Below are 25,255 nucleotides of genomic sequence, written 5' to 3' on the forward strand. Positions count from 1 at the left end.
CGCACACGACGCGCCACCCACGGCCCTCGTCCCACCATGCAGACAGGCCCGACGGTTTCAAGGTCGGGCCTGTCTGTTCGTCTGAGCCGCCGGGACTGGGAGGAACCGGCGGCGGTGGTGCCGGGGCTGCTGATGTCCCTACTTGCCGTCGTAGTAGCCGTCCACGTCCCCGTTGACCGGCGGCAAGTCGCCCAGCGAGGGGTCGCTGGCGCTCGGATTGACCTTCGTGGTCATCGCCTTGGCGTGACCGTCAGCGAAGGCGCAGTTCGCGACGCCGTTATGACGGAACTGGACCTGCCGATGGTACGTCTGCGAGGCCGCATTGAGGCAGTTGTTGCCAATGGTGGCCGTGTCGGTCCAGTCCCGGGTGGCACTGTCGCACACCACGACCGTCCGCGCGGCGTCAGCGACGTTCCCCAGACTCATCGGCGCGAGGTAGTTGCCCAGGTACGTCGCGTTGTACGCGTAGCCGGTCTGGTTGTTGCGTGAGGCGTCCGCCACCTTGAAGCTGGGACAGGCCCTGAGCTGGCCGTTCTTGGTGTATGGATCAATGAGGCCTGGACCGCCGTACGAGACCCAGTCACTCGCGACCGTGACGTCCCAGTAGTGCAACCAGTCGTCGTAATAGGCCATCGGGAACGTCTCGTCGTAGTCCTGCGTATACATCATGAACGCCACGCTGATCTGTTTGAGGTTCGACAGACAGCTTGTCTGTCGCGCCTTCTCTCGGGCCTTGGCGAACACGGGAAACAGTATCGCCGCCAGGATGGCAATGATGGCGATGACGACCAGCAGCTCGATGAGCGTGAAACCTCGACGACTTGCCGTACGGAACATCGGAACGCCTCCTTGCGCGACTGCCCTGGAGCCGCGTGGGTTGCCGGAAGGCGGGCTTCGTGCCCGCCCCGGCCGGCTCCATCGTCCCGAGGAAGCGAACAAGCGCCACCTTCGTGGAGAAGGTGGCGCTCTGGTAACGCAAAACGCTCACCCTCTCCCCTCGAGAAGATGAAACCGTGCGCCCTGGTCAGGGCGCCTGCGCTCGCGGCGTCGTCTCCTGGCTTCCGGTTCGACCTACTGGCCCGCACCTTCCCGATCCCGCTCGGGATCAGTGGTCGCCCCGGGGCTCTCCCGAGGCTTGCGGACGTTCGTACCGGTCACAGTTGCGGGGCAGCGACGGCTTGTACCGTCTTCCGACCTCCGCGAGCTGGTACGTATTCAGTTGTGGCCTGACCTTACCACATGCGGGGGCCCAGTGCAACCCCTGCGTCACTGGCTCCGCAGCCCGCCGGAGGCCTGAGCCCCGGGCAGCCCATGCCGGCGCAGATACTGCATTGCCCGCCGCACCCACGCCATGCCGCACGGCTGGTCGCATTCCTCCAGGCTGCTCTCCGCCAGGCAGTACTTGCGGCACCGCTCGGTCCCGTACAGAAGCTCCTCGTGCCTGGGGCCCCCGTACAGCGGCAGCAGGTCTCGCGCCTCGAGCGCCAGGGTCGTCCGGCACCCCTCGGTAGAATGCAGGAGCACGAGTACTCCCTCTTCGGGGCGGTCAGCGCGGGCCTGGTAGCCGAGAAGCTGAACTGTCGGGTCCAGGACAAGCTCCTCGATGCTAGCCCACCGGGTTCCACACATGGGGCAAGCCTTGAACGGGGCGTCTTCGGGCATACTTCCTACTCTGTCGGGAGGAATTGCCGGTCAGCGCAGGAGCGTGACGCCCCGCACTCTACCACATCATCCCCCCGCGCGGCAACCGTAACAGGATAGCCTACCGCCGCACAATGCCCGCCAAGGACGCGCCCCCATGGTGTTCACGCCTCCTCCGGCACCTCGTGCGCCCGCAGGCACTGCATCACCGAGCGTACCCACGCCATGGCGCAAGGCGCGTCGCATTCCTCCAGGCGCCGCCGGTCCAGACACAGCCGCCGGCAGTCGCTGCCGCCCTTGCGCAGTTCGGGGTGGACCGGACCACGGTGCAGCGGGAGCAGTCGGGCCGCGGGAATGGTCATGGTCGTGCCGCACCGCCGCGGTCGGTGCGTCACGAAGACCAGGCCTCGCCCCGGATCGTCAAACGCGGCTGTGTAGCCCTCCAGCGCCAGCAGCCGGTCCTGCACGAAGTCCTCCAGGGTAGCCCAGTGTTCACCACACAGCGGACACGTCTTGAACCCCTCCGGGTTCGTGTCTTCGCCAGCCATGCGTCCCCCTTTCGCCAGGCTGTGCACATTTCCCCCACGCGCGGCAGAGGTCCTCCTTGCCCGGTGACGAAACCTCCCCGCCGTAGACAACCATCCTGTTCGGGTGACGAAGGGAAGTCGGTACACATGAAGGTGGCCGTGATCGGTCTGGGCGGCATCTCCGCCACACACATCACTCAGTGGCAGAAGCTCTCGGTGGACCTCGCCGCGGGCTCTGATATCAGCCCGGAGGCCGTGGCCCGGGCCGAGGAGAAGGGCCTCAAGGGCTATGCGGACTGGCGCCAGATGCTCGACGAAGTCCAGCCGGAAGTCGTCAGCATCTGCACCCCGCCCTTCCTGCACCGCGAGATGGCCGTTGAGTGCCTGCAGCGCGGCATCCATGTCCTGTGCGAGAAGCCGATGGCGGCTACGCTGGAGGACGCCGAGGCCCTGGCGGCGGCCGCGGCGCAGGCCAAGTCGAAGCTCATGATCGCCTACTGCCACCGCTTCCACGGGCCGGTCATGAAGCTCAAGGAGGTCCTCGACACCGGCATTCTGGGCCAGCCCGTGTTCTTCCGCGGGGCCTTCACCGGCGTGATTCAGTTCACCACCAACCACCGCGCCAACTTGCGCATGGCCGGCGGCGGCTCCCTGATGGATAACGGCTCTCACGCGGCCGACCTGTACCAGTACCTGCTGGGCAAGTTCGCCCGCGTGTCCTGCCGCGCGGGGACTCTGCTCCAGGACATGGAGACCGACGACGTCGGCATCATCCTGTTCACGGGCGAGAACGGCTGCTTCGGCGAGATCATCGCGGGGTACTCGCTGCCGGGCGAACTGACCGAGTGGATCATCACGGGCGAGAAGGGCATCCTGACGCTGCCGAACTACTTCGCCGGCCCGGTGCGCTTCCGCGCGCACGACGCCAAGGAGTGGCAGGAGTTCGAGTGCGACAACTCCGAGACGCGCTTTGACCGGATGTTCCGGCACTTCGTGGAATGCGTCGAGAACGACCAGGAGCCGCTGAGCAATGCCCAGACGGCCCTGCACATCCAGCGGGTCATCTGCACGGCCTACGAGGAAGCCAAGACAGCGGGGCTGGCGGTGTCGTAGCGCTGCTGCAGCCAGCCGGAATCAGCGCGGGCGGCATGTCCCCTCTGGGGGTCGTGCCGCCCGCATCGTCATCCCGACCCGCGTACGACTCACCGCTTGCTCATGAAGTAGTCCAACTGTGTCTGGCCGTCGGGAATGGCCTTCAGCCACTTCACGTGCCCATCCAGGAAGAGGATGTTGTTGCCGGCGTTGTGCGGCCCGGGGAAGATCAGATCCACCCAGCTTGTGCTCCCACTCACCGCGTTCTCGTTGGTCGGATCGGCGTCCATGCTGCTGTCGGTGATGTCCGCGACGCCGTCGGTGATGTACTTCGCCGCGTCAAAGGCCCAGATGGCTCCCGCGGGGTCCTCCGCGTCGTCCTGCGAGTACAGGCTGAGCGTGCCCCACGACGACGACCAGTAGGCTGAGGTCCACGACATGGCCCAGGCGTTCATGCTGTAGCCGATGGCCGACACGCCGTCCGGGCAGCGGTGCGTCTCCCCTGCTCTGCGCGTACCCACGCCCCCCGGAAACGCTGCAGGGCAGGCCCTCAGAGCGGAACATGCGGCGGAGGACCTGCCCTACTACCCCGGGACGGTGCATCTAGTTGTTGGGCGGCGGTTCCGGGCGCGGCAGTTCGGCCGTCGCCAGGACCTTGAGCGTGTCCGGGTCGAGCTTCATGACCTGGCCTCCGCTCACGACATAGACCCCGCCGGCGCTGACGGCGATGGCGGCGCCGCCGCCACCGGGCGGGCCACCCATCATGCCCGGCCCCATGCCGCCGCCGGGCGGCTGAGCCAGCGCGTAGGACAGCACACCGGCGAGAACCAGTACGACACACACTGCGGCAACCACCAACACCCGCTTGCGCATCTGTTTGCCTCCTGATTGCGGGTTAGCTCACTGTGCTGGCACGATATCCGATGCCGATGACAGGAGCCCCCACGGCAACATGACGAATCTGTAATCCGACGCATACTTGTGAGGTACCACCCCTTCTGCTACCATCGCGCCATGCACATCCTGTTGGTTGAGGACGAGAGGAAGATCGCCACCTTCGTCCGCCGCGCGCTGGAGGAACAGGGCTTCACGGTCGAGTACGTGGCCGACGGTGATGAGGCCTACGTACGCGCGCATGGCGGCCAGTACGACCTCATCGTTCTCGATATCATGATCCCCGGGCGCGACGGTCTGAGCATCCTGCGCAGCCTCCGCGACGAGCGCAACGCCGTACCAGTCGTCCTGCTGACCGCCCGCGGCGCCCTCGACGAGCGCCTCCATGGCCTGAACATCGGCGCCGATGACTATGTAACCAAACCCTTCTTCATTGAGGAACTGGTCGCCCGGGTACATGCCGTCATCCGGCGCTCCTCGGGGGAGAGTCTGTCGGTGCTGCAGGCCGACGACCTGACGGTCAACCTCATCACCCGGGAGGTGACACGCGGGGGCCAGCCGATCGAGCTGACGGTCCGCGAATTCAGCCTCCTGGAGTTCCTGATGCGCGCCCCCGGGCGTGTTCTGCCCCGCACCCAGATTCTCGAGCACGTCTGGGGCTATGACTTTGACCCCTGCAGCAACCTGGTGGATGTCTACGTCCAGCGCGTCCGCAAGAAGCTCAGCCCCCGCGGCGAGCCGCAGCTCATTGACACCGTGCGCGGGGTCGGCTACCGCTTCCGCAGCACGCGGGGGAGCGCGCCATGAAGCGCCCGCGCTCGTTCCGTGCGCAGATCGTCCTGTCCACCGTCGGCATCTCGGGTGTCGTGCTGCTGCTCTTTGCGCTGGTGACGTGGAACACGGTCCGCCTTGCCGGCCTGCAGCGCCTGGACCGCGACATCGCCAGCGACCTGGAGCCCCAACTGGCGGTGGACAGCGACACCGGGCGCTGGGGCGGCTTCGAGCGGGCCCTGCAGATGGTCTACGGCGGCCGCCAGCCGCACGCCTTCATCCTGCTGGTCAAGGACGCCCAGGGCCAGGTGGTGCGCCAGTCGAGTGACTGGCCGGCGGAGATCTCCGTTGACAGCTTCCCGGCGCCTATCACGAACGACCCGCGTCTGCGCCCGGCCTCGCCCCCGACCAGCATTCCGCCCCCACCGCCCCCGCATCACCAGCCCATCAACACTCCCGGGGCGCGACAGTGGAGGCCTGAGGCGCAGCCACCCCGCCTGGCGCCGAAGATGCGCCTGGTGACCCCGGCCACGTTCTCGGCGCACTGGGGCAATGGTGTCCACTGGCGTCTGGGCACAATGGCCAACGGGTCGGTGCGCGTGGTGCTGGGCCTGAACCTGACCCGTCTGGACGCGGAGATGGCCCGGCTGGGGACGGCCTTCGCACTGGCGCTGCTGGCAGCCCTGGCGGCCATCGCGGCGGCCAGTTGGGTGCTATCGGGACGTTCGCTCCGGCCCCTGGGGCGCCTCAGCGACGTCGCCGAGGCCGTCACGGCCACCCGCCTGGACCACCGCCTCCCCACCGCAGGCACCGAAGTCGAGCTGCTACGCCTGGTGACGGTCTTCAACGAGATGCTAGACCGCCTGGAGCGGAGCTTCCATCAAGCCGTGCGGTTCAGCGCCGATGCCGCCCATGAGCTGCAGACCCCCCTCACGATTCTGCAGGGCGAGTTGGAGCAGGCACTCCAGGCCGCCGACAGCGGCGACGACCAGCGCGTCTACGCCGAGCTGCTCGAGGAGGTCCAGCGGCTCAAGAACATCGTCCGCAAGCTGCTGCTGCTCTCCCGCGTGGACGCCGGGGAGATGCAACCCGCCCTCCACCCCGTCAACCTCTCCCAGGCCGCCGAGGCGATCCGCGAGGACACCGATGCGATGGCGCCCCACCTCACGCTGACGACCGATCTGCAGCCGGACGTGTGGGTCATGGCCGATGCCGACCTGCTCCAGCAGGTCCTGGCCAACCTCGCCAGCAACGCCATGAAGTACAACCGACCCGACGGGAGTATCGAGGTGGCCCTGAGCGCTGCCCCGCCGATGGCCCGGCTAGGCTTCGCCAACACAGGCCCGCAGATTGCGCCGGAGAACCGCGAACGGGCGTTCGATCGTTTCTACCGCGCCGACCCCGCTCGTGGCCGGGACGTGGACGGTGTCGGGCTGGGCCTGAGCCTGGCGCGCGAGATCGCCCGTCTCCACCGTGGTGACGTGACCATCCAGGAGAGCACCCAGGAGCGGACGGTCTTCGTCCTCACCCTCCCCCTGGCCCCGCGATAGGTCGCGTGCGACGTCCGGTACGCCCGACACTCCTGTCGGGCGGTGTCGTCGGTCGCCCCACAAGAGTGTCGGGCGTACCACAGCCCACGGCAGCCCCTACCCTTGCTTTCCCCCCCGGTTGTGCTATAATCACTCCTGACAGCCCGGCAAAGCTGTCAGGCTTCACCCGCCATCTACCGCAACACTTTCGACGACGCCTGGAGGGTGGGCAAACTTGCCGAAGAGCAACACCCCGCGGAACGGCGAAGACCGACTCCGCAAAGATCTTTTCGCCATCGCGTTTCTCACGTTGGGCGCGTTCGTCCTCGCGGCGCTGATCTTCAGCGCCCGTGGCGGCGTGCTGACCGAGGCCCTGGCCCATGGTCTGACCGTCCTGCTGGGCGTCGGGGCCTTCGGCGTCCCCATTGTCGCCTTCGCTCTGGCCGCCTTCTACGGCCTTGAACACCCGCCTGTCACCCCCACCCGCGCGCTCATCGGCATCGCCCTGCTGTTCGTGGCGGTGCTCACCGCCGTGCACATCCAGACCCCCGCCCCGCTGCCGACCGACGACGCTGCCGCCCACGACACGCTCCGGGAGCGCTTCGCGTACCTCTTCGAGGAGGACACGCTGCTCAGCCGCGGCGGCTACCTGGGGGCCGGGTTCGCCTTCGTCTTCCTGACCACTGCGGGCCCGCTGGGGAGCTACATCATCCTGTGCGGCGTCGCAGCCATGGCGCTGGTGCTGATCACCCAGGGCACGATGCCCCTGTTCATCGGCTGGTTGCGTCGCGCGGCCGGGCGCGGCTGGCAGGCGGCCAACGGGGGCCTCAACGGCCTGCAGCAGCGCCGCCGGCCGTCATCCCCCCGAGCGCCCAACAGCACCAAGCGAGGTGCTTCCCGCCGCGCCCCCCCGTCCGGGCCCATCGTGGACCTGGAAGATGACCTGCCCGAGCGCGTGCCCGAGCCCGACCCGGCCCCGGCTGAGCCGGAGCCGCCGGTCCCCGAGCCGCTGCATGGCACCTCAGCCACGCCGCTCGCGCCTGCCCCTCAGGCGCCGCCCGCCCGGGAGGCCCCCGCCGGCGCCGTTCCCGACACCGACCCCCTGCCGGGCAACCATACCGAAGCCTCGGCCCGGGGTGGGCCGGCCTCGGTAGCAGTGATGGAGGCGCCCACGAAGGCCAAGAGCGCCCCGCGCGGCAAGGCGACCCAGCCTACCTTGCTTTCCGGCGACGCGCTCTACCAGCTCCCCCCCACCAGCCTCATGACGGAGTACCCTGAGGAGGAGGAGAGCAAGGAAGACCGGGCCATCGCCGCCGAGAACATCATCAAGCTGGAAGACACCCTCGAGAGCTTTGGCATCCACGCGAAGGTGACCCACTACGAGCGCGGGCCGGTGCTGACGCGCTACGAGGTGGAGCCGGAGCGCGGCATCCGCGTCAACCAGGTGGCCCGCCACACCGATGACCTGCGCATGGCCATGGCGGCCTGGGACGTGCGCGTGGAGGCCCCCATCCCTGGCAAGTCGGCCGTGGGCATTGAGGTCCCCAACAAGAAGAAGACCATCGTGGGCCTGCGCTCGCTCATCGAGTGCCAGGACTTCCGCGGCCACAGCTCCTCGTTGGCGGTCGCGCTGGGCCGGGACATCGCCGGCTACCCGGTCGTCTGCGACCTCGTGCAGATGCCCCACCTGCTCGTCGCCGGGGCCACCAACGCCGGCAAGAGCGTCTGCCTGCACTCGATCATCGTCAGCCTGCTCATGAGCGCCCGCCCCAGCGAAGTGCAGCTCATCATGATTGACCCCAAACGGGTCGAACTGAACCTGTACGAGGGCATCCCGCACCTCATGTCGCCGGTCGTGCACACCGTTCAGCAGGCCTCGGATGTGCTGCGCAAGGCCATCCGCGAGATGGAGAAGCGCTACGACCAGTTCGCGCGGGTCAGCGCGGCCAACATCGCCGAATACAACTTCTTCACCGCCGGGGCGCAGTTGGCTGCCGGACGCCAGGAGATCGGCCTGGACACGCTCCAGAAGCGCCTGAAGCTCGACGAGTCCAAGTCGCGCCGCCTGATGGACATGATGGAATGGGGCGGCGTGGTGCTGGAGAACGTGGAGAAGGACGAGATGTGGCGCGTCTGCATTGACGAGAACGACGCCCGCACCGTGCCGCTCCCGCGTGTCGTGATCGTCATTGACGAGTTGGCCGACCTGATGATGCAGGCCCGCGCGGAGTTTGAGTTCAGCATCTGCCGCATCGCCCAACTCGCTCGCGCCACCGGCATCCACCTGGTCATCGCCACCCAGCGCCCCTCGGTCAAGGTGGTCACCGGCAACATCAAGGCCAATATCCCCTCCCGCATCGCGTTGTCGGTGGCGTCGCAGGTAGACTCGCGCACGATCCTCGACGGCATCGGCGCCGAACGCCTCATCGGCCGGGGCGACATGCTCTACGCGCCCATTGACGCCAGCAAGCCCCGCCGCGCGCAAGGCGCGTTCGTGTCACGCCAGGAGATCGAGACCATCGCCGAGTTCTGCCGCCGTCAGGGCGAGCCGGCCTACTCGATCATTCCCGAAGTGCCCGAGGAAGAGGACTACTCCGGCGACGCCGAGCCCAGCGACGCCCTCTATGCCGACGCCGTGCGGTATGTTGTGGCCGAGGGCGAGGCTTCCGTCTCGATGATCCAGCGCCGCTTCAAGGTCGGCTACGCGCGCGCCGGGCGACTGATTGACATGATGGCCCAACGGGGCGTCGTCGGCCCCAGTCAGGGCTCCAAGCCGCGCCAGGTGCTCATCGGCACGGCCTTTGTGGACGCCGCCCTGGGCCTGGCGCCCACCGCGACCGAGGCCCCCACCTCGGCCTTCGACGACCTGCCGGAGCCCAAGCTGGACGAAGACGAAGCCGAGTTGCTCGAGCAGGCGGACGACGACTAGCACGGGGCGCAGCGGCCTGCCGCTCCCGGTGCCCGCAGCAGACATCACAGCCTGAGACATAGCCATGTCTGAACCCACCGCCGACGCCCGCGCGACGACCGCCTCCGAGGCTGCCCCCGGGGGCCGCAAGCACCGTCGCAACACCCTCAATGACCTCACCGGGCGGGACTGGATCAAGTTCACAAAGTCCTGGTTCATCTGCGACTCGCGTCGCTATCTGAAGAACAAGGCCACGGAGCTGCACCCGGCGCGCTACCCTGAGGAAATGGTGAGCGAGTTCATCCAGTTCTTCACCAAACCGGGCGAATGGGTGCTGGACCCCTTCTGCGGCAGCGGCGCCACGCTGGTCGCCTGCCAGGAGACAGGCCGGCATGGTGTCGGGATCGAGCTATCGGCGGAGTACGCGCAGGTAGCTCGCCGGCGGCTCCTGTCCCTGGATTGCGAGACAGAGTGGCACGTCCTGGAAGGCGATTCCCGCGACGTCTCCTCACTGCTGGGCAGTGCGGGCTTCCAGCCCGCCAAAGGCCAGGAGACGAGCGACTCAGGACGGGCTGGAAGCCCGCACTACGCCGAGGCAATCGGCGAGTTGGATACCCCGCCCGGTCTCCCGGCCTCCCCTCTCCCCCACCAGTACGACTTCATCATCACCTCCCCGCCCTATTTCGACATGCTCCGCAAGAGCCGGGGCGGGGTGGACTCCGCCGCCAAGAAGCGTGCCCGCGCCGGCCTGGGCACCCACTATGGCGATGATCGCCGTGACCTGGGCAACATCACCAGCTACGAAGACTTCGTGGAAGCCCTGGGCCTGATCTTCGACGACATGCACGACCTGCTGCGGCCGGGGCGCTACCTGGTCGCCGTGATCCAGAATCTGCGTGACACCGACGGCGAGGTGCGGCCGTTGGCGTGGGACCTTGCCCGCCGCCTGTCGCAGCGTTTCAGCTTCCAGGGCGAACGCGTCTGGTGCCAGAACAGCAAGCCCCTGGGCATCTGGGGCTATCCGACCGTGTTTGTCCCCAACGTGCACCACCATTACTGCCTGATCTTCCGCGTCAGGCCGGACGCCTTTGCCGGGGGTAGAGAGCACCGATGAGCAATGACATCAAGGTCGCCCTGGTATCGTTGGGGTGCCCCAAGAACCTGGTCGACTCCGAGCACATCCTGGGGGCCCTCACGGCCCAGGGCTACACGATCGTCGAGGAGAACGAGCAGGCGGACGTCATCATCGTCAACACCTGCGCCTTCATCCGGCCGGCGGAGGAAGAGGCGGTCGAGGCGCTGCTGGACCTGGCGGACCTCAAGCAGGGCCAGGCGAAGGCGCTCATCTGCGCGGGCTGTCTGACGCAGCGCCGCGGGAGCGACCTGCTGACGGCCATGCCGGAGGTGGATGCCTTCACGGGCGTTGGCGTCGGGGCACGGATGCCCGAGGTGGTCGAGCGCGTCCTGGCCGGGGAGCGCCTGTACCTGGAGTCCGACCTGGGTTGCCTCGAGACGGCCGCTTCGCCCCGCTGGCGGTCGGCCCCTGAGTGGTCGGCCTACCTGAAGATCGCTGATGGCTGCTCCAACCGCTGCTCTTACTGCACCATCCCGGACATCCGCGGGGAGTACCGCAGCCGTCCCCCAACTGACATCGCCGACGAGTTCGGGCAGTTGGTCGCGGGCGGGGTCCGCGAGGTCTGCCTCATCGCGCAGGACACCACGATGTACGGCTACGACCTATCGGAGCGCGTGAATCTGGCCGACTTGTTGCACCGTCTGGCCGAGGTGCCCTTCGACGGGTGGGTGCGCGTGATGTACATGCACCCCGAGCACGTGTCCGACGCGCTGCTGGAGGCGATGGCCGCGCTGCCCGTTGTCGTCGCCTACCTCGACATCCCGCTGCAGCATGTCTCCAAGAGTGTCCTGTACCGCATGGGACGGCGGGGCACGAAGGATGACTGCCTGGAGCTCGTCCGCCGCGTCCGCAGCTTCATGCCGGAGGCCGCGATCCGCACCACCTTCATGACCGGCTTCCCCCAGGAGACCGAGGGCGACTTCGAGGCCCTCCTCGACTTCCTGCAGGAGGCCCGCCTGGATCGTGTGTCGGCCTTCCGCTTCTGGCCCGAGGGGGGCACGCCGGCGGCGGTCATGCCCAACCAGATCCCCGACGAGGTGCGCGATGAGCGGTTGGCGCGCCTCCTCGCGGTCCAGGAGATGATCTCCCTGGAGAAGAACCGCGAGTTCGTGGGGCACCGCCTCCGGGTGCTGGTGGAAGAGCAGGTCGAGGGTCTCTGGAAGGGCCGGTCGTATCGCGATGCTCCCGAGATTGACGGCGAGGTCAAGATCATCGTCCCGCCCGGAGGCGCCGCCCCGGCCGCCGGGCAGTTTGTGGAGGTCGAGATCACGCGCGCGGAAGTGCACGACGTGGAGGGCACGCTCTAGGGCAACCCCTCCCCCGCCGCACCACGCGCCAAGGACGGGGACCACATGCTCAGGGATCAGGTTGCAGCGCACTACCTGGCCGATGTGGCGTGTGAGGTGCTGTTCCGGTATCCGGGCCCGATGCCCTGGAACGACCTGTGGCGCCGGGTGACGGCCCTCGCGCCGGTGGATGGGGACACGCTGGAAGCCGTTCTGGCGGAGGACGTACGCTTCGTGCCGCTAGCCGGACGGTGGGACCTGGCGCCACGCCTGGAGGCCCAGGAGCGGCCGCTCGGGGGAGCACTGGAGGGGCTATTGGAGTGCTATGGCAAGCCCATGCCCCGGGTCGTACTGATCGCCGAGCTGTGCCTTGGCCGCCCTGGTTCGCCTCCCCAGACGGACCAACTGCTGGCCCGCCTGCTCGCCTCCAGCCGCGATCTCGCGGCCTTCGATGATTGCCTCTATTGCACCAGTTGGCTGCCCCGCCTGGGCGCTAACGATCCCCAGGGCCTCCTCTTCATCAACCAGTTGACGGATGACGAGGCCTTCCGGTCCCTCCACCGCAAGCTGCTGGCCGCGCAGCACCGCCAGCGCCAGATCCTCGACACCGCCGAGGCGGTGCTGAAGGCCGCGCGCGTGCCGTTGCACAACCGCGCGCTGGGGCTGGTGCTCCATGCCCACCATGCTGAGCGCTTCGCCCCGGCCACGACCCTCGCCGACATGGCTTCCGACGACCGCTTCGTGTGCCTGAGCGGCCCGGCGTGGGCCCTAAGCACCCAGGAGAAGGCGTGGCGCAAGGCCCTCGCCCCCAGGGAAGCCCCCGCGCCGACCCCAGAGCGCCCTCTCGACTTTGTCCAGATCCTGCAGGCTCCGGCCTCCGAGCGTGTCCGGCTGGGGGAGGAGGACATGGAGGCGCTGCAGCAGTTCGCCGAGGCCCTGCGGACCCCCATCGGGGTCCTGGAGGCTGTCCAGGGCGCACTGGGCCTGCGCCCGCGCCAGCGCCACTTCCCCGGAGCCGTCCATGCCGTGGAGGGAGCCTTCGCCGCCGACCTGTCACTGACCCGCCTGCGTCCAGGGACGTACCTGCGCCGCCGGGCTGTGCCCCCGTGGGCCAATGAGGTGCCCGAGGCATTGCGTCCGGTGCACGGGCCGCTTACCCTGGGTGAGACCGACGAGGCGCTAGTCCCGATCGCCGAGTTGCCTGCCCAGCTGGCCGACGAGGTCCTGGACCCCGCCTACGAAGACATCGGTGAGACCGAGTTGACGGTCGTCGAGGAGCCGCTGACGGAGATCAGCCTCACCATTCCCTGGCACCACTGGCGCTGCGGCACCCTCATGCTGCGCCAGCGCGATCGCAGCTTCTTCCGTCTGCCGGCATCGCTGACTCTGCTGACCCTACACACGCCCGACGACCGCCGCCTCCCCGTGTGGGCCAACAGCCAGACTTCCCTGCTCTACGGCCTGCTGACCTGGTATGATGAGGTCCTGCCGCCGTCGGGGGCCATCGTGACACTCAGCCGGACGGATGAGCCGGACGTGCTGGTCCTGGAGTACAACGAGGAGACAGACCACGCGGCGCGGATCGGGGCAGACCGCATGGCGCAGCTCCTGGCCCTGCGCGACCGTCTCCAGCGCCGCCCGACGACCCTGGCGGAGACCGTGGCGACGGTGCTTCAGGGCCACGCCAAGGGCCTGGCCTTCGATCCGCTCTGGTTCCAGCTCAACATCGTGCGCCGCACCACCCGCCACCAGCTGGCTTCGGCGCTGATGCTGGCCGAGGCCCTGCAGCAGGCCGAGGGGGGCCGGTGGCGCGCGCTGTGACCTCCTGAAGGATGCTCACCATGGCCACTGACCGTCTTGCCTGCCTCGCGCTGGTCCTCGTCTGCGGCCTGGGCCACGCCCGTGACCTATCGGGCCTCAACCCTCCCTTCCCCCGCATCGGCAACTGCTATGGCGCCGGGCTGGGCTGGCGCACCTGGGAGCAGGGCGCTGAATACTGGTCGAAGCTCGACCTGTTCGTCGGCGGCGGCTACGACCTGCACTATGACTGGGACAACCCGCGCTGGGACAAGACCCTCCAGACGCTGGCGGCCAACATCCAGCGCCTGCGCCAGACCAACCCGAACGCGCTCGTGCTGCCGTACGTGGACGTCATCGAGGGGGTTGAGAACCCCGCTACCCCGGCTCACTGGTGGGACCTGAACGCCCAGGGACAGCGCTGGAGCGGCTGGCCGGGGATGTACCGCATCAACATGAAGCTGCCGGAGGTGCTGCAGTACAACCTGGACATGGCGCGTGAGCGCGTCCTGGCCCGCGAGATGTTCGACGGCATCTTCTATGACTGCTGGAGCCCCGACGACTGGCTCTGTCCGCGCACGGCGCAGTTGCGCGACGGTAAGGCAGTCGTGATGCTCAATGCCTGGAACCTACCCACCCGGGGCTTTGCCGACCTCAACGGCGTGCTGTCCGAGGACGAACTCAACCGCGTCGTCGCCGGCAAGGTGGACTTCGACGACTTCATGCGCCGCTATCTGCGCTGGTGCCGCGAGAGTCGCAAGCCGGTCGTCACGATGATCGTCTGCCATCCCGAAGGCATTGACGACGATCCGTGGCGCTGGAGCAAGTTGCCCCGGGCCGAGCGCCAGCAGATCGGCGAGAGGATGCGCACCGACGAGCAGACCATGCGCTTCGGCCTGACGGCCACGCTGATGGGCGACGGCTACTTCGGCTACGACCTCGGCACGATGGGTCGGGGGAACTGGTGGTGGTACAAGGAGTACGACGCCCCGCTGGGCAGCCCCAGGGGCGACTGCCGCCGCGATGCGGACGGGACCTATCAGCGCGAGTTCGACGGTGGCACGGTGGTCACCAACGGCTCCCCCTACGACGCCGTGGTGCGCCTGCCGGGGCAGCGGCGGGACATGAGCACCGGCCGCGTCAGCACTACCTTCACCATCCCGATGTATGACGGGCGCATCTTCCTGCCCACGCAGGAGCCCGAGACCACGACACCCGACGTCGCGCCGCGCCTGACCGCCTCGCCCCCGACACAGCTCCGGCTGGCCCGCCTGCCTGGCGACAACATCGTCGTCCAAACGCCGCAGTCCCTCGACCTGCGGTTCGACGGCCGCGGGGAGCTGCGCAAGATCATGTGGCGAGGGCAGACCATCATGACGGGCGGCTTCCCGGTCGTCGCTACTCCCCCCTTCCGCCTCTTCGCGGTCCAGCAAGTGACCGCCGAGAGCCCTGAGCCGACGCCGGGCGGACCGGTGAAGCTGCTGTACCGTGGGAGCTTCGTCTCCGAGGAGCAGCGCGCGGACTTCGTGGAGACCGTCACGGTCCAGCCGGACGGGCGCTTTACGCTGCGCTTCGACAGCACCGCCGCCTCGGACCTGAACATCCGCATGTGGCGCCACTACTTCGCCTTCCCGACACGCCTCTACGCCGGGGCGACGGCGGAAGCGGACGGGAAGAGCCTCGTGCTCCCGGAGGCGCTGGGGCAGGACCAACTGCTCCCCCCCACCAAGCGCTTCGTGCTCAAGGGCCAGGCGGCGACGATCGCCGTGGACAGCGCGCTTCCCCTGACTCTCGTGGACCACCGCAAGTACGGCACCGACGAGTACCTGCTGGCAGGCTATCCTGTCGGCGGGACTGTGAAGCAGGGCGCGCAGTGGTCGGTGGAGATGACGGTCGCTATCGCCGATGTGAAGTAGCTCTGCTCAGGCCGAAAGGGAGCGCACATGACTAGCACCTGGAGATGGCTGGCCGTCGTCCTCGGGCTCATGAGCGTGGGGGGCGCATGCGTGGGTCAGGACGCGGAGGCCGGCAGCTCCTACGTGCTTGACCGCGACGCCCCGCACGTCCCGCAACAGTGCCTGCGCCCGGCCGGGCCCGTGCCGTGGGCCCAGGCGATGGCCTGTGGGGACTTCACCGGCGACGGCCGACCGGATGTTATCGTGCCCACCCCCGTCTTCACCCCGAACGCAATGCCACTGCAGTTCTACGTCGGCCAGCCCGACGGCACCTACAGGCTGGATCAGTCCTGCTTCGCCGACGCTATCCCCGGCACCGTCCATGCGGCCAAGGCCATCGTGGGCGACTACAACGAAGATGGCGCGCCGGATGTATTGGTTGCCGATCACGGCTACGACCAGCCGCCCTTTCCGGGCGGCATGCCTGTGCTCTTGCTGTCGGGGCCGCCCGGCAAGCTACACCAGGCCCCCCTGCCGGCTGACATGAATGCACCCAACCACGGCGGGGCGTCGGCAGACATCAACGGCGACGGGCATCTCGACCTGTTCCTGACGCGCGTGGGCACGTTCTACATGGGTGACGGGCAGGGGCAGTTCACCCGGGACGCCTCCCGGGCGCCGGACGACCTCGCCCAGGCCACCTTCACCTGCGAGGTGCGGGACGTGGACGAGGACGGCTATGTGGACCTGCTACTCGCCGGACACGAGCACCAGGGCCGCCGCTGCAGCATCCTGTGGGGCACTGCCGAGGGCGTCTTCTCCCACGACAACGAGACGCTGCTGCCGGCGCGGGACGGCTACGGCGTCGTCCTAGACATTGATGCCGAGGACCTCGACGGCGACGGCCGCCGCGACCTCATCCTCACCCGCACCGGCTCGGATCTTTTCTACCAGGGCTATTGCCTGCAGCTTCTGCACACCAACGAGGACTGGTCCTTTGCCGACGAGACGGACCGGCGGCTGGCTTCGGGTACCGACCCGCAGGGCCAGTGGATCGCCAGGGTGCGGCTGGTGGACCGTGACGGCAATGGGGCGCCGGACATCGTCGTGGATGACGCCAAGCGCGACCTGGCCTGGATGAACGACGGCAACGGGTACTTCTGGCGACGCCAGTGATGCGCCCCCTCGCTTCCGGCGCCCAAATGCTGTAGAATATGTCCGTTCCGTTCGGGCGCCACGACCGTGGCGCCTGTAGCACTTCCTGGAGAACTCCCATGTCTGACATCCGCGTTCGCTTCGCCCCGTCGCCGACAGGCTTCATGCACATCGGCAATGTCCACACCGCGCTGTTTGACTACCTGTTCGCTCGCCATGTGGGCGGGAAGTTCATCCTGCGCATCGAGGATACCGACGAGTTGCGCTCCACCGACGCCGCGCTGGATGTCATCTACGGCGGCCTGAAGTGGCTGGGCATGGACTGGGACGAGGGGCCGGACGTGGGCGGGCCGCACGCCCCCTATGTGCAGTCCGAGCGCCTGGACATCTACCGCCAGTACCTCGACCAGCTCCTGGCTGAGGGCAAGGCCTACAAGTGCTACTGCACCCGCGAGGACCTCGAGGAGCAGCGCCGGATCCAGCAGGCCCGCAGCCTCCCGCCGCGCTACGACGGCCGCTGCCGCACGGCGGAACACCGCCCCGGCGCGGAGTACTGCATCCGCCTGAAGATGCGCGAGGTCGGCTCCACGGTGGTCAATGACCTGATCCAGGGCGACGTCACCTACGAGAATGCGCTGGCGGGCGACCCGGTCATCTGCAAGACCTCCGGCTTCCCGACCTACCACTTCGCGGTCGTCGTGGATGACTACCTGATGCAGATCAGTCACGTGATCCGCGCCGTGGAGCATCTGCCCAACACGCAGATCCACATGCAGCTCCAGGACGCCCTGGGCTTCCCGCGGCCGGTGTATGCCCACCTGCCCATCATCCTGGGCACGGACCGCACCAAGCTCTCCAAGCGCCACGGTTCGGTCAGCGTCGTCGAGTACCAGGAGCAGGGCTACCTGCCTGAGGCGTTGTTCAACTTCCTCGCGCTGCTCGGCTGGTCGCCGGGCAGCGAGGAGGAAGTCCTGCCGCGCGAGGAAATCATCAAGCGCTTCAGCCTGGAGGCGTGCAGCAAGTCGCCGGCCGTCTTCGACATCGAGAAGGCCGAGTGGATGAATGGCGAGTACATCAAGGCCATGGCGGGCGAGGCGCTGGCCCACCGCGTGCTGCCGCTGCTCGTCGAGGACGAGTTGTTCGAGGCCGACCCTGAGGCCGAGCGCTGGGACTGGCTGGTGCGGGTCGTGGACCTGATGAAGGAGCGCGCCCGCGTGCTGACCACCTTCACCACCTGGGCCCGCTACTTCTTCACCGATGAGTACGAGTACGAGGATCGGGCGAAGGAGAAGTGGCTCACCCGCGAGGACACGCCCGTGAAGCTCGCGCTGCTAGCCGAGCGGCTGGGCGCCCTCCCCGAGTGGACACCCGAGGCCATTGAGGCCGTGGTGCGCCGCGCTGCTGACGAGCAGAACCTGAAGGCCGCCGAGATGATCCACCCGCTGCGCGCCGCCGTCACCGGCACGACCATCGGCCCGAGCCTGTTCCAGCTGCTGGAGCTGCTGCCGCCGGCCACGGTCGTGGGGCGGCTGCAGAAGACGGCGGAGCTGTGCCGCAGCGGGGCGTTCGCGTAGGGGTCCCGCCCTGCCGCACCTAAGCCAGGTCAGTAGGGCGGGCGGCCTCGCCCGCCCGTGGCTGGCTTGCGCGGGCGAGGCCGCCCGCGCTACTAGGGGAGGTGGCCAGTTACGGGACACCAAACGAGGTTCGGCCCACTCCGATGCGCGGGGAAGGTATGCCATGTTCCGTCCACTGAGCGCCTGTCTGGCGGTACTCGTCCTCATGGGAGTGATGCCGGTGCAGGCGCAGCAGACGGCGTACACGGGCCTCGTATGCCGGGGTGTGGAGGAGTCCGGCCGGCTGATCATCGGCCAGCCGGGCTTCGGCCCCCACCTCATCAGCATCTTCGCCACCGGGCCCAACCCGCTCTCGGCCTCCCAGACCATCACCCAGCATGTCGCCTGGGTGACGGACCCGCTGCACTCTTACGTCCCCGACGGCTTCGGCGCCATGTGCATCTGGGCCCATCCGGACGGCCAGAAGCCCGAGACGCTGCTGGCCCTGCCTGGGCTCAGCGGCTTTGAGCTGAACTACGCCGGCTGGGGCGCCAGGTATGACGCGCTGGCCGATGGGGTCTGGCGGGCCTGCGTGGCCGCCCAGCGCCCTTTCCTGTGGGGCTACGCGGCCGACGACACCCATGCCAGCGGCGCGAAGGGGCTCTCCTGGTTCGCCGCCCGCCTCCCCGAGCGCACCGAGAAGGCACTCAAGCACGCCCTGCGCACGGGCGCGTTCTATGTCAGCAACGGCCCCACCATCGCCAACATCACCGGCACCAATGACAGCCTGACCATCGCGCTCGACCAGCCGGGCGATGTCTGCTGGCTGCGCGACGGCCAGTTCCTCGCCGCGGACAAGGACGAGCCCATCCCCGTGCAAGTCGCCGCCGAGGCGGGCACGAACCGTTGCCTGCAGATGGACCGAGGCGTCACCACCTCGACCCTCACGCTGGGCAAGCTGCCCGTGCCGAGGGCCCAGCTGCAGTTCGTCCGGGCCGTCGTCGGCATGCAGCCGACCAAGATGGCGCAGACGCAGCCCTTCCGCCTCCTCCCCGACGGCCAGATCGCCAACCCCTATCCCGCCGCCGGCGCATGGGTGCGCGGCCAGACGCACAACCACAGCGACACGCCGCCATGGTCGAACGTCGGGCTGCAGCGCTTCCGTCTGGGCTACCAGGAGAAGGGCGAGGCGGCGAGCTTCTGCACCGACTACAGCTACTGGGAGTCGCCGTACCAGTGGGCGCCGGAGGACGGGACGCCGCAAGTGCTAGCGGTGCAGCCGAGCCGCCTCGCTGCCGGGGCGTCGCAGCCCGTGACGATCACCGGGTTGAACTTCGGCGAGGCGCCGCGCGTCCAGTTCGGCGCCCAGGCGGCACAGGTGCTGGAACATGCCCCCAACCGCCTCCGCGTGGCTCTCCCCGGGGGCCTGGCGCCCGGCGCGTACGATGTCGTCGTGGACAACGAGCGCTTCCGGGGCGCGCTGACCCTGGGCTTCGCGGTCCAGAAACCGGATGCCGACACCAGGGGCTGGACCAGCGTGACCTCCGCGGATGGCCTATGCTATGACCGCTGTGTCGCGATCGCCTGCCGGGGGAGCGAAGTCTGGGTGGGCACGATGAACGGGCTGGGGATGCTGCGCGATGGCCAGTGGCGCACCGTGACGACGGAGATGGGCGCTCGCTCGGTCTATGCCATGGCGGCCGACCCGGACGGCTCGGTGTGGGTGGCGACTGAGCGCGGCCTGGCGCACTGCGACGTGACCGGCGCCTGGAAGGCCGAGACCGTCGGGCAAGTGGAGAAAGTGGACAAGAACCGCGCCACCGAGCGCTGGGGCCGCATGCTCTTCGACGGCCAGGGCGCGCTCTGGACGATCAACCGCTGGAGCGCGGGCCTGGGCGTCCGGCGCGACGGCCAGTGGCAACGCCTCACCGCCGCGGCCGATGGCATCCCCACGAACGCCCCGAACACCATTGCCCGCGACAAGTCGGGGACGGTGTGGCTGGGGTACGGCGGCCTGGCGCGGCTGGTGAACGGCACGTGGGAGAAGCTGGCCATCCCGGCGGAGGCCGGCGGCACGACCGTCGCCGCCCTGGCGCCCCTGGCCGATGGCGCGATGCTCGCGGCCATCAACTCTGACCCGGACAAGGGCGCGCTGGTCGTCTTCCGGGACGGCAAGGGGGAAGTCATGCCCCTGAGCCAGACCCGCCTCCCCTCCCCGCGCGTGCGCGATGCGTTGGCCGCGCGCAGCGGTGACATCTGGATCGCCACGGACTACGGCGTCACCCGGTGGGACGGGCGCGGCCAGTGGCGGCACTACGACACGTTGAACAGCGGCCTGGGCTGCAACATCGTCCTGGGCCTGGCCGAGGACGACCAAGGGCGCATCTGGATGGCCACGGCCCGCGGCGTGAGTTCGTTCGCACCGTAAGGGGTCGTCCCCTACAGTTCCTCGAACCGCGGGATCTCCACGTAACGTCCCTCGTCCAGCGAGACGCGGGTCGCAACGCCGATGGCGGCACTCTCGTAGCCGGCCTGCAGGTTGCACAGCGGCTCGCGTCCCTCCTGGCACGCCGCCGCGAAGTCCGCCAACAGCGCCGGGTCGGCTCCCCCATGGCCGGTGTCGCGCGTCGGTCGCTCGCGCCGCTGGTCGCGGTTGCCGTAGCGGCGCGTCACCTCGATGTACGCCACGCCCGTGTCGTGGTTGGCCTCGACATCGAGCTGCGCCTGCGACCCAAACAGCGTCATGTGCATCCCGTAGTACGGCGCGAAGTGGATCTCGTGGTAGCTGCCGACGACGCCGGAAGCGTACTCGATGTTCACGAGGCTGACGTCCTCGACATCGGCGGCCTGTGACCACACGCAGTAGTCCTCGCCCTGCTCCAGCTCCACGCCGGGTGGGTCGAGCCAGCGCTTGTCGTCCATGACGTGCTCGCACGTCTCGCGCCGGTCACAGTCGCGGCAGTGCTTGTCGGCCGGCTCGTCGCCGCCGAAGAAGCGCCTCGCGCCGACGGCCGACACCTGTCGGGGGCTCGACGCCACCAGCCAGTTCATCAGGTCCAGCCCGTGCACGCCCTTCTGCAGCACGAGGCTGACGACGTTCTCTCGCGAGCGTGTCTTGCCGCGCCCGAAGAACTGGCCCTTGTCCCGGCCGACGTACTCGGCCAGGGTGGCGCTGAGCACGGTGCCGATCTCGCCGCTGTCCACGATGGCCTTCACGCGCCCCCACAGCCCCGAGAAGCGCAACTCCAGGAACGTGCCGACCACCAGGCCGCTCTCGCGCCGCAGATGCGCGATCTCCCGCATGTCCTCGAAGGACTGCGCCAGCGGCTTCTCGATGAGCACGTGCTTGCCGTGCCGCAAGCCCTCGCGGGCGTTGCCGGCATGGAAGCGGTCGCCGGTGCCGATGAGCACCGCCGCGATGTCCGCCTCGCGCGCCATGTCCTCGCCGGACCCGTAGAAGGCGATGTCCGGGAACATCATACGGGCGATGTCCAGCATCCTGGGGTTCATGTCCGCGACGGCTTGCAGTTGCGTGTGGGCGCCCTCATTGGCCATGCGCGCGAGCCACAGCCCGCGAATGCCCAGACCGACGACGCCGACCTTCAGTTGCTCCGGCATGTCTGACGTACCCTCCGCTTCTGACGTAGGCCCCTCTGTAGGGCGGGGGCTTGCACCCCGCCGTACAGAGCCCGACAGGAGTGTCGGGCGTACCCCCCCCCGCCCTACAGGGCCCCTACTGCGCCGCCCTGGCCGCGGGCCGCATGTCCGGCACCGCGACCGGCTGGCTGCCGTTCTCGGCCGACATGTGCGCGCAGACCCCTGGCAGTGTCTGGTCGAGGCCCTCGTACACGTCAATGGCGGGCTTGGTGTCATCCAGGATGCAGCGCACGAAGTCATCCACCATGTAGTACTCGCTGGTGCCATGGCCGCCGAGGGTGGCTTCCGGCGGCGCGCCCCGGTGGTTGGTGCCCAGGGGCAACGGGATCTGTGAGGTCAGGCTCGGGTGCCCCTCCAGCCACAGCAGGTGCTTGCCGTCGGGCGTGCGCGGGCTCTCGATCTGGCCCTTGGTGCCGTAGATGCAGAACCAGTGGTGCGCCGGCTCCTTGGCCACCGAAAAGCCGCACAGCTCCTTGATGACGTTCCCCTTGGCGGTCTTGAAGATGCCGACTTCCATGTCGATGTTGCCGATCTCGGGGCGCCGGCGGCAGCCCGTGTGCATGCCCACGGCCGTGACGACGCGGTCCTGCATGATCTGCAGGATCGGGCCGAGGTCGTGCGTCGGGTACAGGATCGGGGGGAGCCGCGTGCGCCAGGTGAGTTTGCCGTCCTGGTCGTACATCAGCCCGCCGAGGTCGTGGATGTACTCGCCTTCGGCGTAGACGATCTCGCCCAGGTCCCCCCGGTGGGCCATCTCGCGGTAAGCCTGGACCCACGCGTAGTAGCACATGTTCTCGGCGAACATGTACTTGAGCTTCGGCGCGGCCTCGACCGCGGCGACCAAGTCGTGGGCCTGCTGCAGGTCGTAGCACGCGGGGACTTCGGACAGCACGTGCTTGCCCTTCTGCATCGCCTCGACGACGCAGGGCACGTGGACCGGCGCGGGGGTGGCGACCAGGATCGCGTCGAGGTCGGCCTCGCAGAACTTGCTGTAGTCATCGAACCAGTAGGGGACGTTGTTCTCCTGCGTCCACTGCTGGGCCAACTCGGTGCGCAGGTCGCAGCCGGCGACGACCTGGCACTCCTTGTGGTGCAGAAAGACGCGGGCGACGCCCGCGCCACGGCGCAGACCGGCGACACCGACTCTCAACATGCCTAATCACCTACTTCTTCATCTCATCGGAGCGGCGAGCGATCTCGTCCTCCAGTTGGCGTAGCGGCCCGTCCGGCTTCTCTTCCTTCAGGATGCCCTTCCGCCGGAGCACCCATAGCAGACCGATGGTCAGCAGCATCCCCACGAGCACGAGCACCAGGATCATCATGGCCGCCCGGCTGCGCTCGGCCTGCGTCACGACCGGGCCCGGCGGGTCAAGCTGCGCCCAGGCCGGGAGCAGCGAGAGACACGCGGTGGCGGCGACGACTGCGGCTCTGCAGAGCCGCGTTCCTACGGCGGTCATGGCTTCACTCCCAGGTCATAGCTCCACAGGCTCGCGCGCGAGGCGAAGTAGAAGCGGCCGTCCTTGAGCACCGGGCCAGCGGTGATGCCCATCGGCGCGTCCGCGACCTTCGTGACCGTGCAGGAGCCCGGCGCGATCTTCACGATGCCGCTGGTGAAGGCTGCGTAGATCATCTTGTCCGGCCCCAGCACCATCCCCGGCCGCACGATGCTGCCATGCTCGCCCAGGTCAACGTCGTTGTGGACGAGCTTCCGCTGGGCGGGGTCGAACGCGAAGAGACGCCCGCCGGCGAGGCCGTATACGAGGCCGTCGGGGCCGAGCACCAGGCTCGGCACCTCCGCGGCGCCTGCCTGCGGCGCGACCTGGAACACGACCTGCTTGGTCTTCCAGTCCAGGATGTAGATGACGGCCTCCTTCGCCAGCGCATGGCCGCCACCCGGGGTCGCGATGCTCGTCCCGCCCACGACGCGGCCATCGGGCAGCGCCACCAGCGCAATGGTGCTCTGATTGGGGACCAGATGCTCATGGTCAATGAGCGTGGCCTGCTCGGTCCTGAGGTTGTAGATCCCCAGGCCCCCGCCGCATAGCCCGTAGCCCGCGAAGCCCGCCATCATGACGTCCTCGCCATTCGGGTGGGCCAGGCAGGCGCGGGGGCGACAGATGTCGCTGTGCCACTCGGCGACCTCGCGCGGGTTCGGGTCATTGCCGAAGCCGCCGTTGAAGGTCTTCGTCGTGTCGTAGAGGTGGAAGATGCCGCTGGAGTACGACGCGGCGGCCAGGATCCTCCCCTGCACCGCCATGGCGCAGAAGTTGCCCCCGCCCACGCGCCGGACCGGCCCCAGGTCAGTCAGCTTATTCTGCGCGGGGTCGTAGCCGAAGAAGTGCATCGGGTGGGCCGACGAGCCATAGATGACGCCATCCGGCCCGGCGACCAGCGAGGTGAGCATGGCGCCGCCCGACTTGAAGTCCAGCGCAACTGCCTTGGTCTCGGCCGTGCCGGGGGTCGTGACCGTGATCGTGCGCTCGGGGAGGTCCAGGCGCACCGTGCGCTTGTCGGGCAGCGTCCCGCTGGATACGCCCCAGCCGAACGGCCCGGGGACCCTCGCGGCGCGCTCCTCGGCCTTGATCGGCTCAGCCTTGCCCTCGAACAGGCGCAGCCACTGCCCACCGGCGCAGCCGTACGCCTTGCCGTCCACGCCGCTGTAGACCGTAGCCGTCCCCGTCTTGCGGTCGGCCTCGTTGAGCAGTTGCCGCCGTTCCTTCGTCTGCGGGTTCAGCGCCGCGATGTTCCACCGTGCGGTACCGATGCCCCCGTAGATCCACCCGGCGCTGTCCACCGCGAGGTAGCTCAGGTACTTCTCGTCCGGGTCGAGCTGCCCGATCTCGACCGTCTCCTTCGTCTTGGTGTTGAACGAGTACACGCGGCTATCGGGATACGTGCCGATGTAGATGAGGTCGCCCGGCCCGTCGCAGAAGGCCTCCCCCACGAAGCAACCGGCCTTGGGGTTGGGCACGCCGTGGTACAGGTACTGGCGCGTGGCGGGGTCGAACTCCAGCAGCGTGGGGCCCGCGCCCGTGTAAAAGCGCCCGTTGCGGCTCATCATCGAGGCGAAGGGGTCGGAGTTCGGCACCCCCTCGGGGTACCAGACCTGCTCGGTGGTGTTCTTGTCGAGGTCCACGACCAACAGGTAGCCACGCGGGCTCTGATCGGTGGTTAGGACGATGGCCAGATTGGCGCCCGAGGCGGCCTGCAGGACCACCAGCCCGCGGCTCTCGGTGACCGGGGCCCCAATCCCCAGGTTCTTGAACCCCGGTTGCGCTACGGCGCCGGTCAAAGCAGTCAGCAAAGCCATGATGAGGACACTCCGCACTGAAGTCACACTCCTTCGCGCAGCCATTTCGCGCTTCGCCCGGGCATTCCTTGTTCGCAAGCAGGAAGCGCGTGACAGGCGCGGGAA

20 protein-coding genes and 1 riboswitch are annotated in these 25,255 nt (G+C 68.4%); of the genes, 11 read left to right on the plus strand and 9 right to left on the minus strand.

Annotated elements, in window-relative coordinates; genetic code table 11:
* Positions 1-138: 138 nt before the first annotated feature.
* The 3 genes from LLH23_20575 to LLH23_20585 all read right to left on the minus strand — a co-directional run bounded on the left by LLH23_20575 (position 139) and on the right by LLH23_20585 (position 2,189).
* Positions 139-837: a DUF1559 domain-containing protein gene (locus LLH23_20575; protein MCE5240866.1), complete on the minus strand. Its 699-nt coding sequence runs from the start codon at positions 835-837 to the stop codon at positions 139-141.
* A 212-nt stretch (positions 838-1,049) separates the two neighbouring features.
* Positions 1,050-1,192: riboswitch (cobalamin riboswitch) on the minus strand.
* A 74-nt stretch (positions 1,193-1,266) separates the two neighbouring features.
* On the minus strand, positions 1,267-1,662 hold the full coding sequence (locus tag LLH23_20580; GenBank protein ID MCE5240867.1) for a hypothetical protein: 396 nt from the start codon (positions 1,660-1,662) through the stop codon (positions 1,267-1,269).
* A gap of 143 nt (positions 1,663-1,805) precedes the next feature.
* Positions 1,806-2,189: a hypothetical protein gene (locus tag LLH23_20585; GenBank protein MCE5240868.1), complete on the minus strand. Its 384-nt coding sequence runs from the start codon at positions 2,187-2,189 to the stop codon at positions 1,806-1,808.
* 126 nt (positions 2,190-2,315) lie between these two features.
* Here LLH23_20585 and LLH23_20590 point away from each other — a divergent pair, with 126 nt between their 5' ends.
* Entirely contained in the window at positions 2,316-3,281 is a 966-nt protein-coding gene (locus tag LLH23_20590) for a Gfo/Idh/MocA family oxidoreductase (protein MCE5240869.1), read from the plus strand.
* Between the two features lie 89 nt (positions 3,282-3,370).
* Here the strand turns inward: LLH23_20590 and LLH23_20595 are convergent, their stop codons facing one another.
* On the minus strand, positions 3,371-3,781 hold the full coding sequence (locus tag LLH23_20595) for a hypothetical protein (protein ID MCE5240870.1): 411 nt from the start codon (positions 3,779-3,781) through the stop codon (positions 3,371-3,373).
* A gap of 82 nt (positions 3,782-3,863) precedes the next feature.
* The gene (locus tag LLH23_20600; GenBank protein ID MCE5240871.1) at positions 3,864-4,133 is read right to left on the minus strand and encodes a hypothetical protein; all 270 of its coding nucleotides are present in this window, start codon (positions 4,131-4,133) and stop codon (positions 3,864-3,866) included.
* A gap of 141 nt (positions 4,134-4,274) precedes the next feature.
* Here LLH23_20600 and LLH23_20605 point away from each other — a divergent pair, with 141 nt between their 5' ends.
* The 10 genes from LLH23_20605 (at position 4,275) to LLH23_20650 (ending at position 20,611) form a co-directional block, all read left to right on the plus strand.
* Positions 4,275-4,961 (plus strand): response regulator transcription factor, encoded by a 687-nt coding sequence (locus tag LLH23_20605; GenBank protein MCE5240872.1) that lies wholly within the window; start codon positions 4,275-4,277, stop codon positions 4,959-4,961.
* Positions 4,958-6,475 (plus strand): HAMP domain-containing protein, encoded by a 1,518-nt coding sequence (locus tag LLH23_20610; GenBank protein ID MCE5240873.1) that lies wholly within the window; start codon positions 4,958-4,960, stop codon positions 6,473-6,475. The genes LLH23_20605 and LLH23_20610 overlap by 4 nt, the downstream gene beginning before the upstream one ends.
* 214 nt (positions 6,476-6,689) lie before the next feature.
* Positions 6,690-9,383 (plus strand): DNA translocase FtsK, encoded by a 2,694-nt coding sequence (locus LLH23_20615; GenBank protein ID MCE5240874.1) that lies wholly within the window; start codon positions 6,690-6,692, stop codon positions 9,381-9,383.
* A gap of 64 nt (positions 9,384-9,447) precedes the next feature.
* Positions 9,448-10,476 (plus strand): site-specific DNA-methyltransferase, encoded by a 1,029-nt coding sequence (locus LLH23_20620; GenBank protein ID MCE5240875.1) that lies wholly within the window; start codon positions 9,448-9,450, stop codon positions 10,474-10,476.
* Positions 10,473-11,804 (plus strand): 30S ribosomal protein S12 methylthiotransferase RimO, encoded by a 1,332-nt coding sequence (gene rimO / locus LLH23_20625; GenBank protein MCE5240876.1) that lies wholly within the window; start codon positions 10,473-10,475, stop codon positions 11,802-11,804. The genes LLH23_20620 and rimO overlap by 4 nt, the downstream gene beginning before the upstream one ends.
* Positions 11,805-11,849: 45 nt before the next feature.
* Positions 11,850-13,604, plus strand: a complete 1,755-nt coding sequence (locus LLH23_20630) for a hypothetical protein (GenBank protein MCE5240877.1) — start codon at positions 11,850-11,852, stop codon at positions 13,602-13,604.
* Positions 13,605-13,624: 20 nt separating this feature from the next.
* Positions 13,625-15,496 (plus strand): putative glycoside hydrolase family 15 protein, encoded by a 1,872-nt coding sequence (locus LLH23_20635; protein ID MCE5240878.1) that lies wholly within the window; start codon positions 13,625-13,627, stop codon positions 15,494-15,496.
* A 27-nt stretch (positions 15,497-15,523) separates the two neighbouring features.
* Positions 15,524-16,651 (plus strand): VCBS repeat-containing protein, encoded by a 1,128-nt coding sequence (locus LLH23_20640; protein MCE5240879.1) that lies wholly within the window; start codon positions 15,524-15,526, stop codon positions 16,649-16,651.
* Between the two features lie 98 nt (positions 16,652-16,749).
* The gene (gene gltX, locus LLH23_20645; protein MCE5240880.1) at positions 16,750-18,204 is read left to right on the plus strand and encodes a glutamate--tRNA ligase; all 1,455 of its coding nucleotides are present in this window, start codon (positions 16,750-16,752) and stop codon (positions 18,202-18,204) included.
* Between the two features lie 163 nt (positions 18,205-18,367).
* Positions 18,368-20,611, plus strand: a complete 2,244-nt coding sequence (locus tag LLH23_20650; protein ID MCE5240881.1) for an IPT/TIG domain-containing protein — start codon at positions 18,368-18,370, stop codon at positions 20,609-20,611.
* 11 nt (positions 20,612-20,622) lie between these two features.
* On the opposite strand, the gene LLH23_20655 is transcribed toward LLH23_20650, so the two are convergent.
* From LLH23_20655 to LLH23_20670, 4 genes are all read right to left on the minus strand, one after another.
* Positions 20,623-21,801: a Gfo/Idh/MocA family oxidoreductase gene (locus tag LLH23_20655; GenBank protein ID MCE5240882.1), complete on the minus strand. Its 1,179-nt coding sequence runs from the start codon at positions 21,799-21,801 to the stop codon at positions 20,623-20,625.
* Positions 21,802-21,916: 115 nt separating this feature from the next.
* The gene (locus tag LLH23_20660) at positions 21,917-22,993 is read right to left on the minus strand and encodes a Gfo/Idh/MocA family oxidoreductase (protein ID MCE5240883.1); all 1,077 of its coding nucleotides are present in this window, start codon (positions 22,991-22,993) and stop codon (positions 21,917-21,919) included.
* A gap of 10 nt (positions 22,994-23,003) precedes the next feature.
* A complete protein-coding gene (locus LLH23_20665; GenBank protein MCE5240884.1) occupies positions 23,004-23,297 on the minus strand; it encodes a hypothetical protein in 294 nt (97 codons plus the stop codon).
* Entirely contained in the window at positions 23,294-25,150 is a 1,857-nt protein-coding gene (locus tag LLH23_20670; GenBank protein ID MCE5240885.1) for a PQQ-like beta-propeller repeat protein, read from the minus strand. The genes LLH23_20665 and LLH23_20670 overlap by 4 nt, the downstream gene beginning before the upstream one ends.
* Positions 25,151-25,255: the final 105 nt, after the last annotated feature.

The organism is bacterium, assembly GCA_021372615.1.
Classification (GTDB): domain Bacteria; phylum Armatimonadota; class Zipacnadia; order Zipacnadales; family UBA11051; genus JAJFUB01.

Coding starts and splice junctions, on each gene's coding strand:
- LLH23_20575 (MCE5240866.1), bottom strand. CDS start 837: ATGTTCCGTACGGCAAGTCGTCGAGGTTTCACGCTCATCGAGCTGCTG.
- LLH23_20580 (MCE5240867.1), bottom strand. CDS start 1,662: ATGCCCGAAGACGCCCCGTTCAAGGCTTGCCCCATGTGTGGAACCCGG.
- LLH23_20585 (MCE5240868.1), bottom strand. CDS start 2,189: ATGGCTGGCGAAGACACGAACCCGGAGGGGTTCAAGACGTGTCCGCTG.
- LLH23_20590 (MCE5240869.1), top strand. CDS start 2,316: ATGAAGGTGGCCGTGATCGGTCTGGGCGGCATCTCCGCCACACACATC.
- LLH23_20600 (MCE5240871.1), bottom strand. CDS start 4,133: ATGCGCAAGCGGGTGTTGGTGGTTGCCGCAGTGTGTGTCGTACTGGTT.
- LLH23_20605 (MCE5240872.1), top strand. CDS start 4,275: ATGCACATCCTGTTGGTTGAGGACGAGAGGAAGATCGCCACCTTCGTC.
- LLH23_20610 (MCE5240873.1), top strand. CDS start 4,958: ATGAAGCGCCCGCGCTCGTTCCGTGCGCAGATCGTCCTGTCCACCGTC.
- LLH23_20620 (MCE5240875.1), top strand. CDS start 9,448: ATGTCTGAACCCACCGCCGACGCCCGCGCGACGACCGCCTCCGAGGCT.
- rimO (MCE5240876.1), top strand. CDS start 10,473: ATGAGCAATGACATCAAGGTCGCCCTGGTATCGTTGGGGTGCCCCAAG.
- LLH23_20630 (MCE5240877.1), top strand. CDS start 11,850: ATGCTCAGGGATCAGGTTGCAGCGCACTACCTGGCCGATGTGGCGTGT.
- LLH23_20635 (MCE5240878.1), top strand. CDS start 13,625: ATGGCCACTGACCGTCTTGCCTGCCTCGCGCTGGTCCTCGTCTGCGGC.
- LLH23_20640 (MCE5240879.1), top strand. CDS start 15,524: ATGACTAGCACCTGGAGATGGCTGGCCGTCGTCCTCGGGCTCATGAGC.
- gltX (MCE5240880.1), top strand. CDS start 16,750: ATGTCTGACATCCGCGTTCGCTTCGCCCCGTCGCCGACAGGCTTCATG.
- LLH23_20650 (MCE5240881.1), top strand. CDS start 18,368: ATGTTCCGTCCACTGAGCGCCTGTCTGGCGGTACTCGTCCTCATGGGA.
- LLH23_20655 (MCE5240882.1), bottom strand. CDS start 21,801: ATGCCGGAGCAACTGAAGGTCGGCGTCGTCGGTCTGGGCATTCGCGGG.
- LLH23_20660 (MCE5240883.1), bottom strand. CDS start 22,993: ATGTTGAGAGTCGGTGTCGCCGGTCTGCGCCGTGGCGCGGGCGTCGCC.
- LLH23_20665 (MCE5240884.1), bottom strand. CDS start 23,297: ATGACCGCCGTAGGAACGCGGCTCTGCAGAGCCGCAGTCGTCGCCGCC.
- LLH23_20670 (MCE5240885.1), bottom strand. CDS start 25,150: ATGGCTTTGCTGACTGCTTTGACCGGCGCCGTAGCGCAACCGGGGTTC.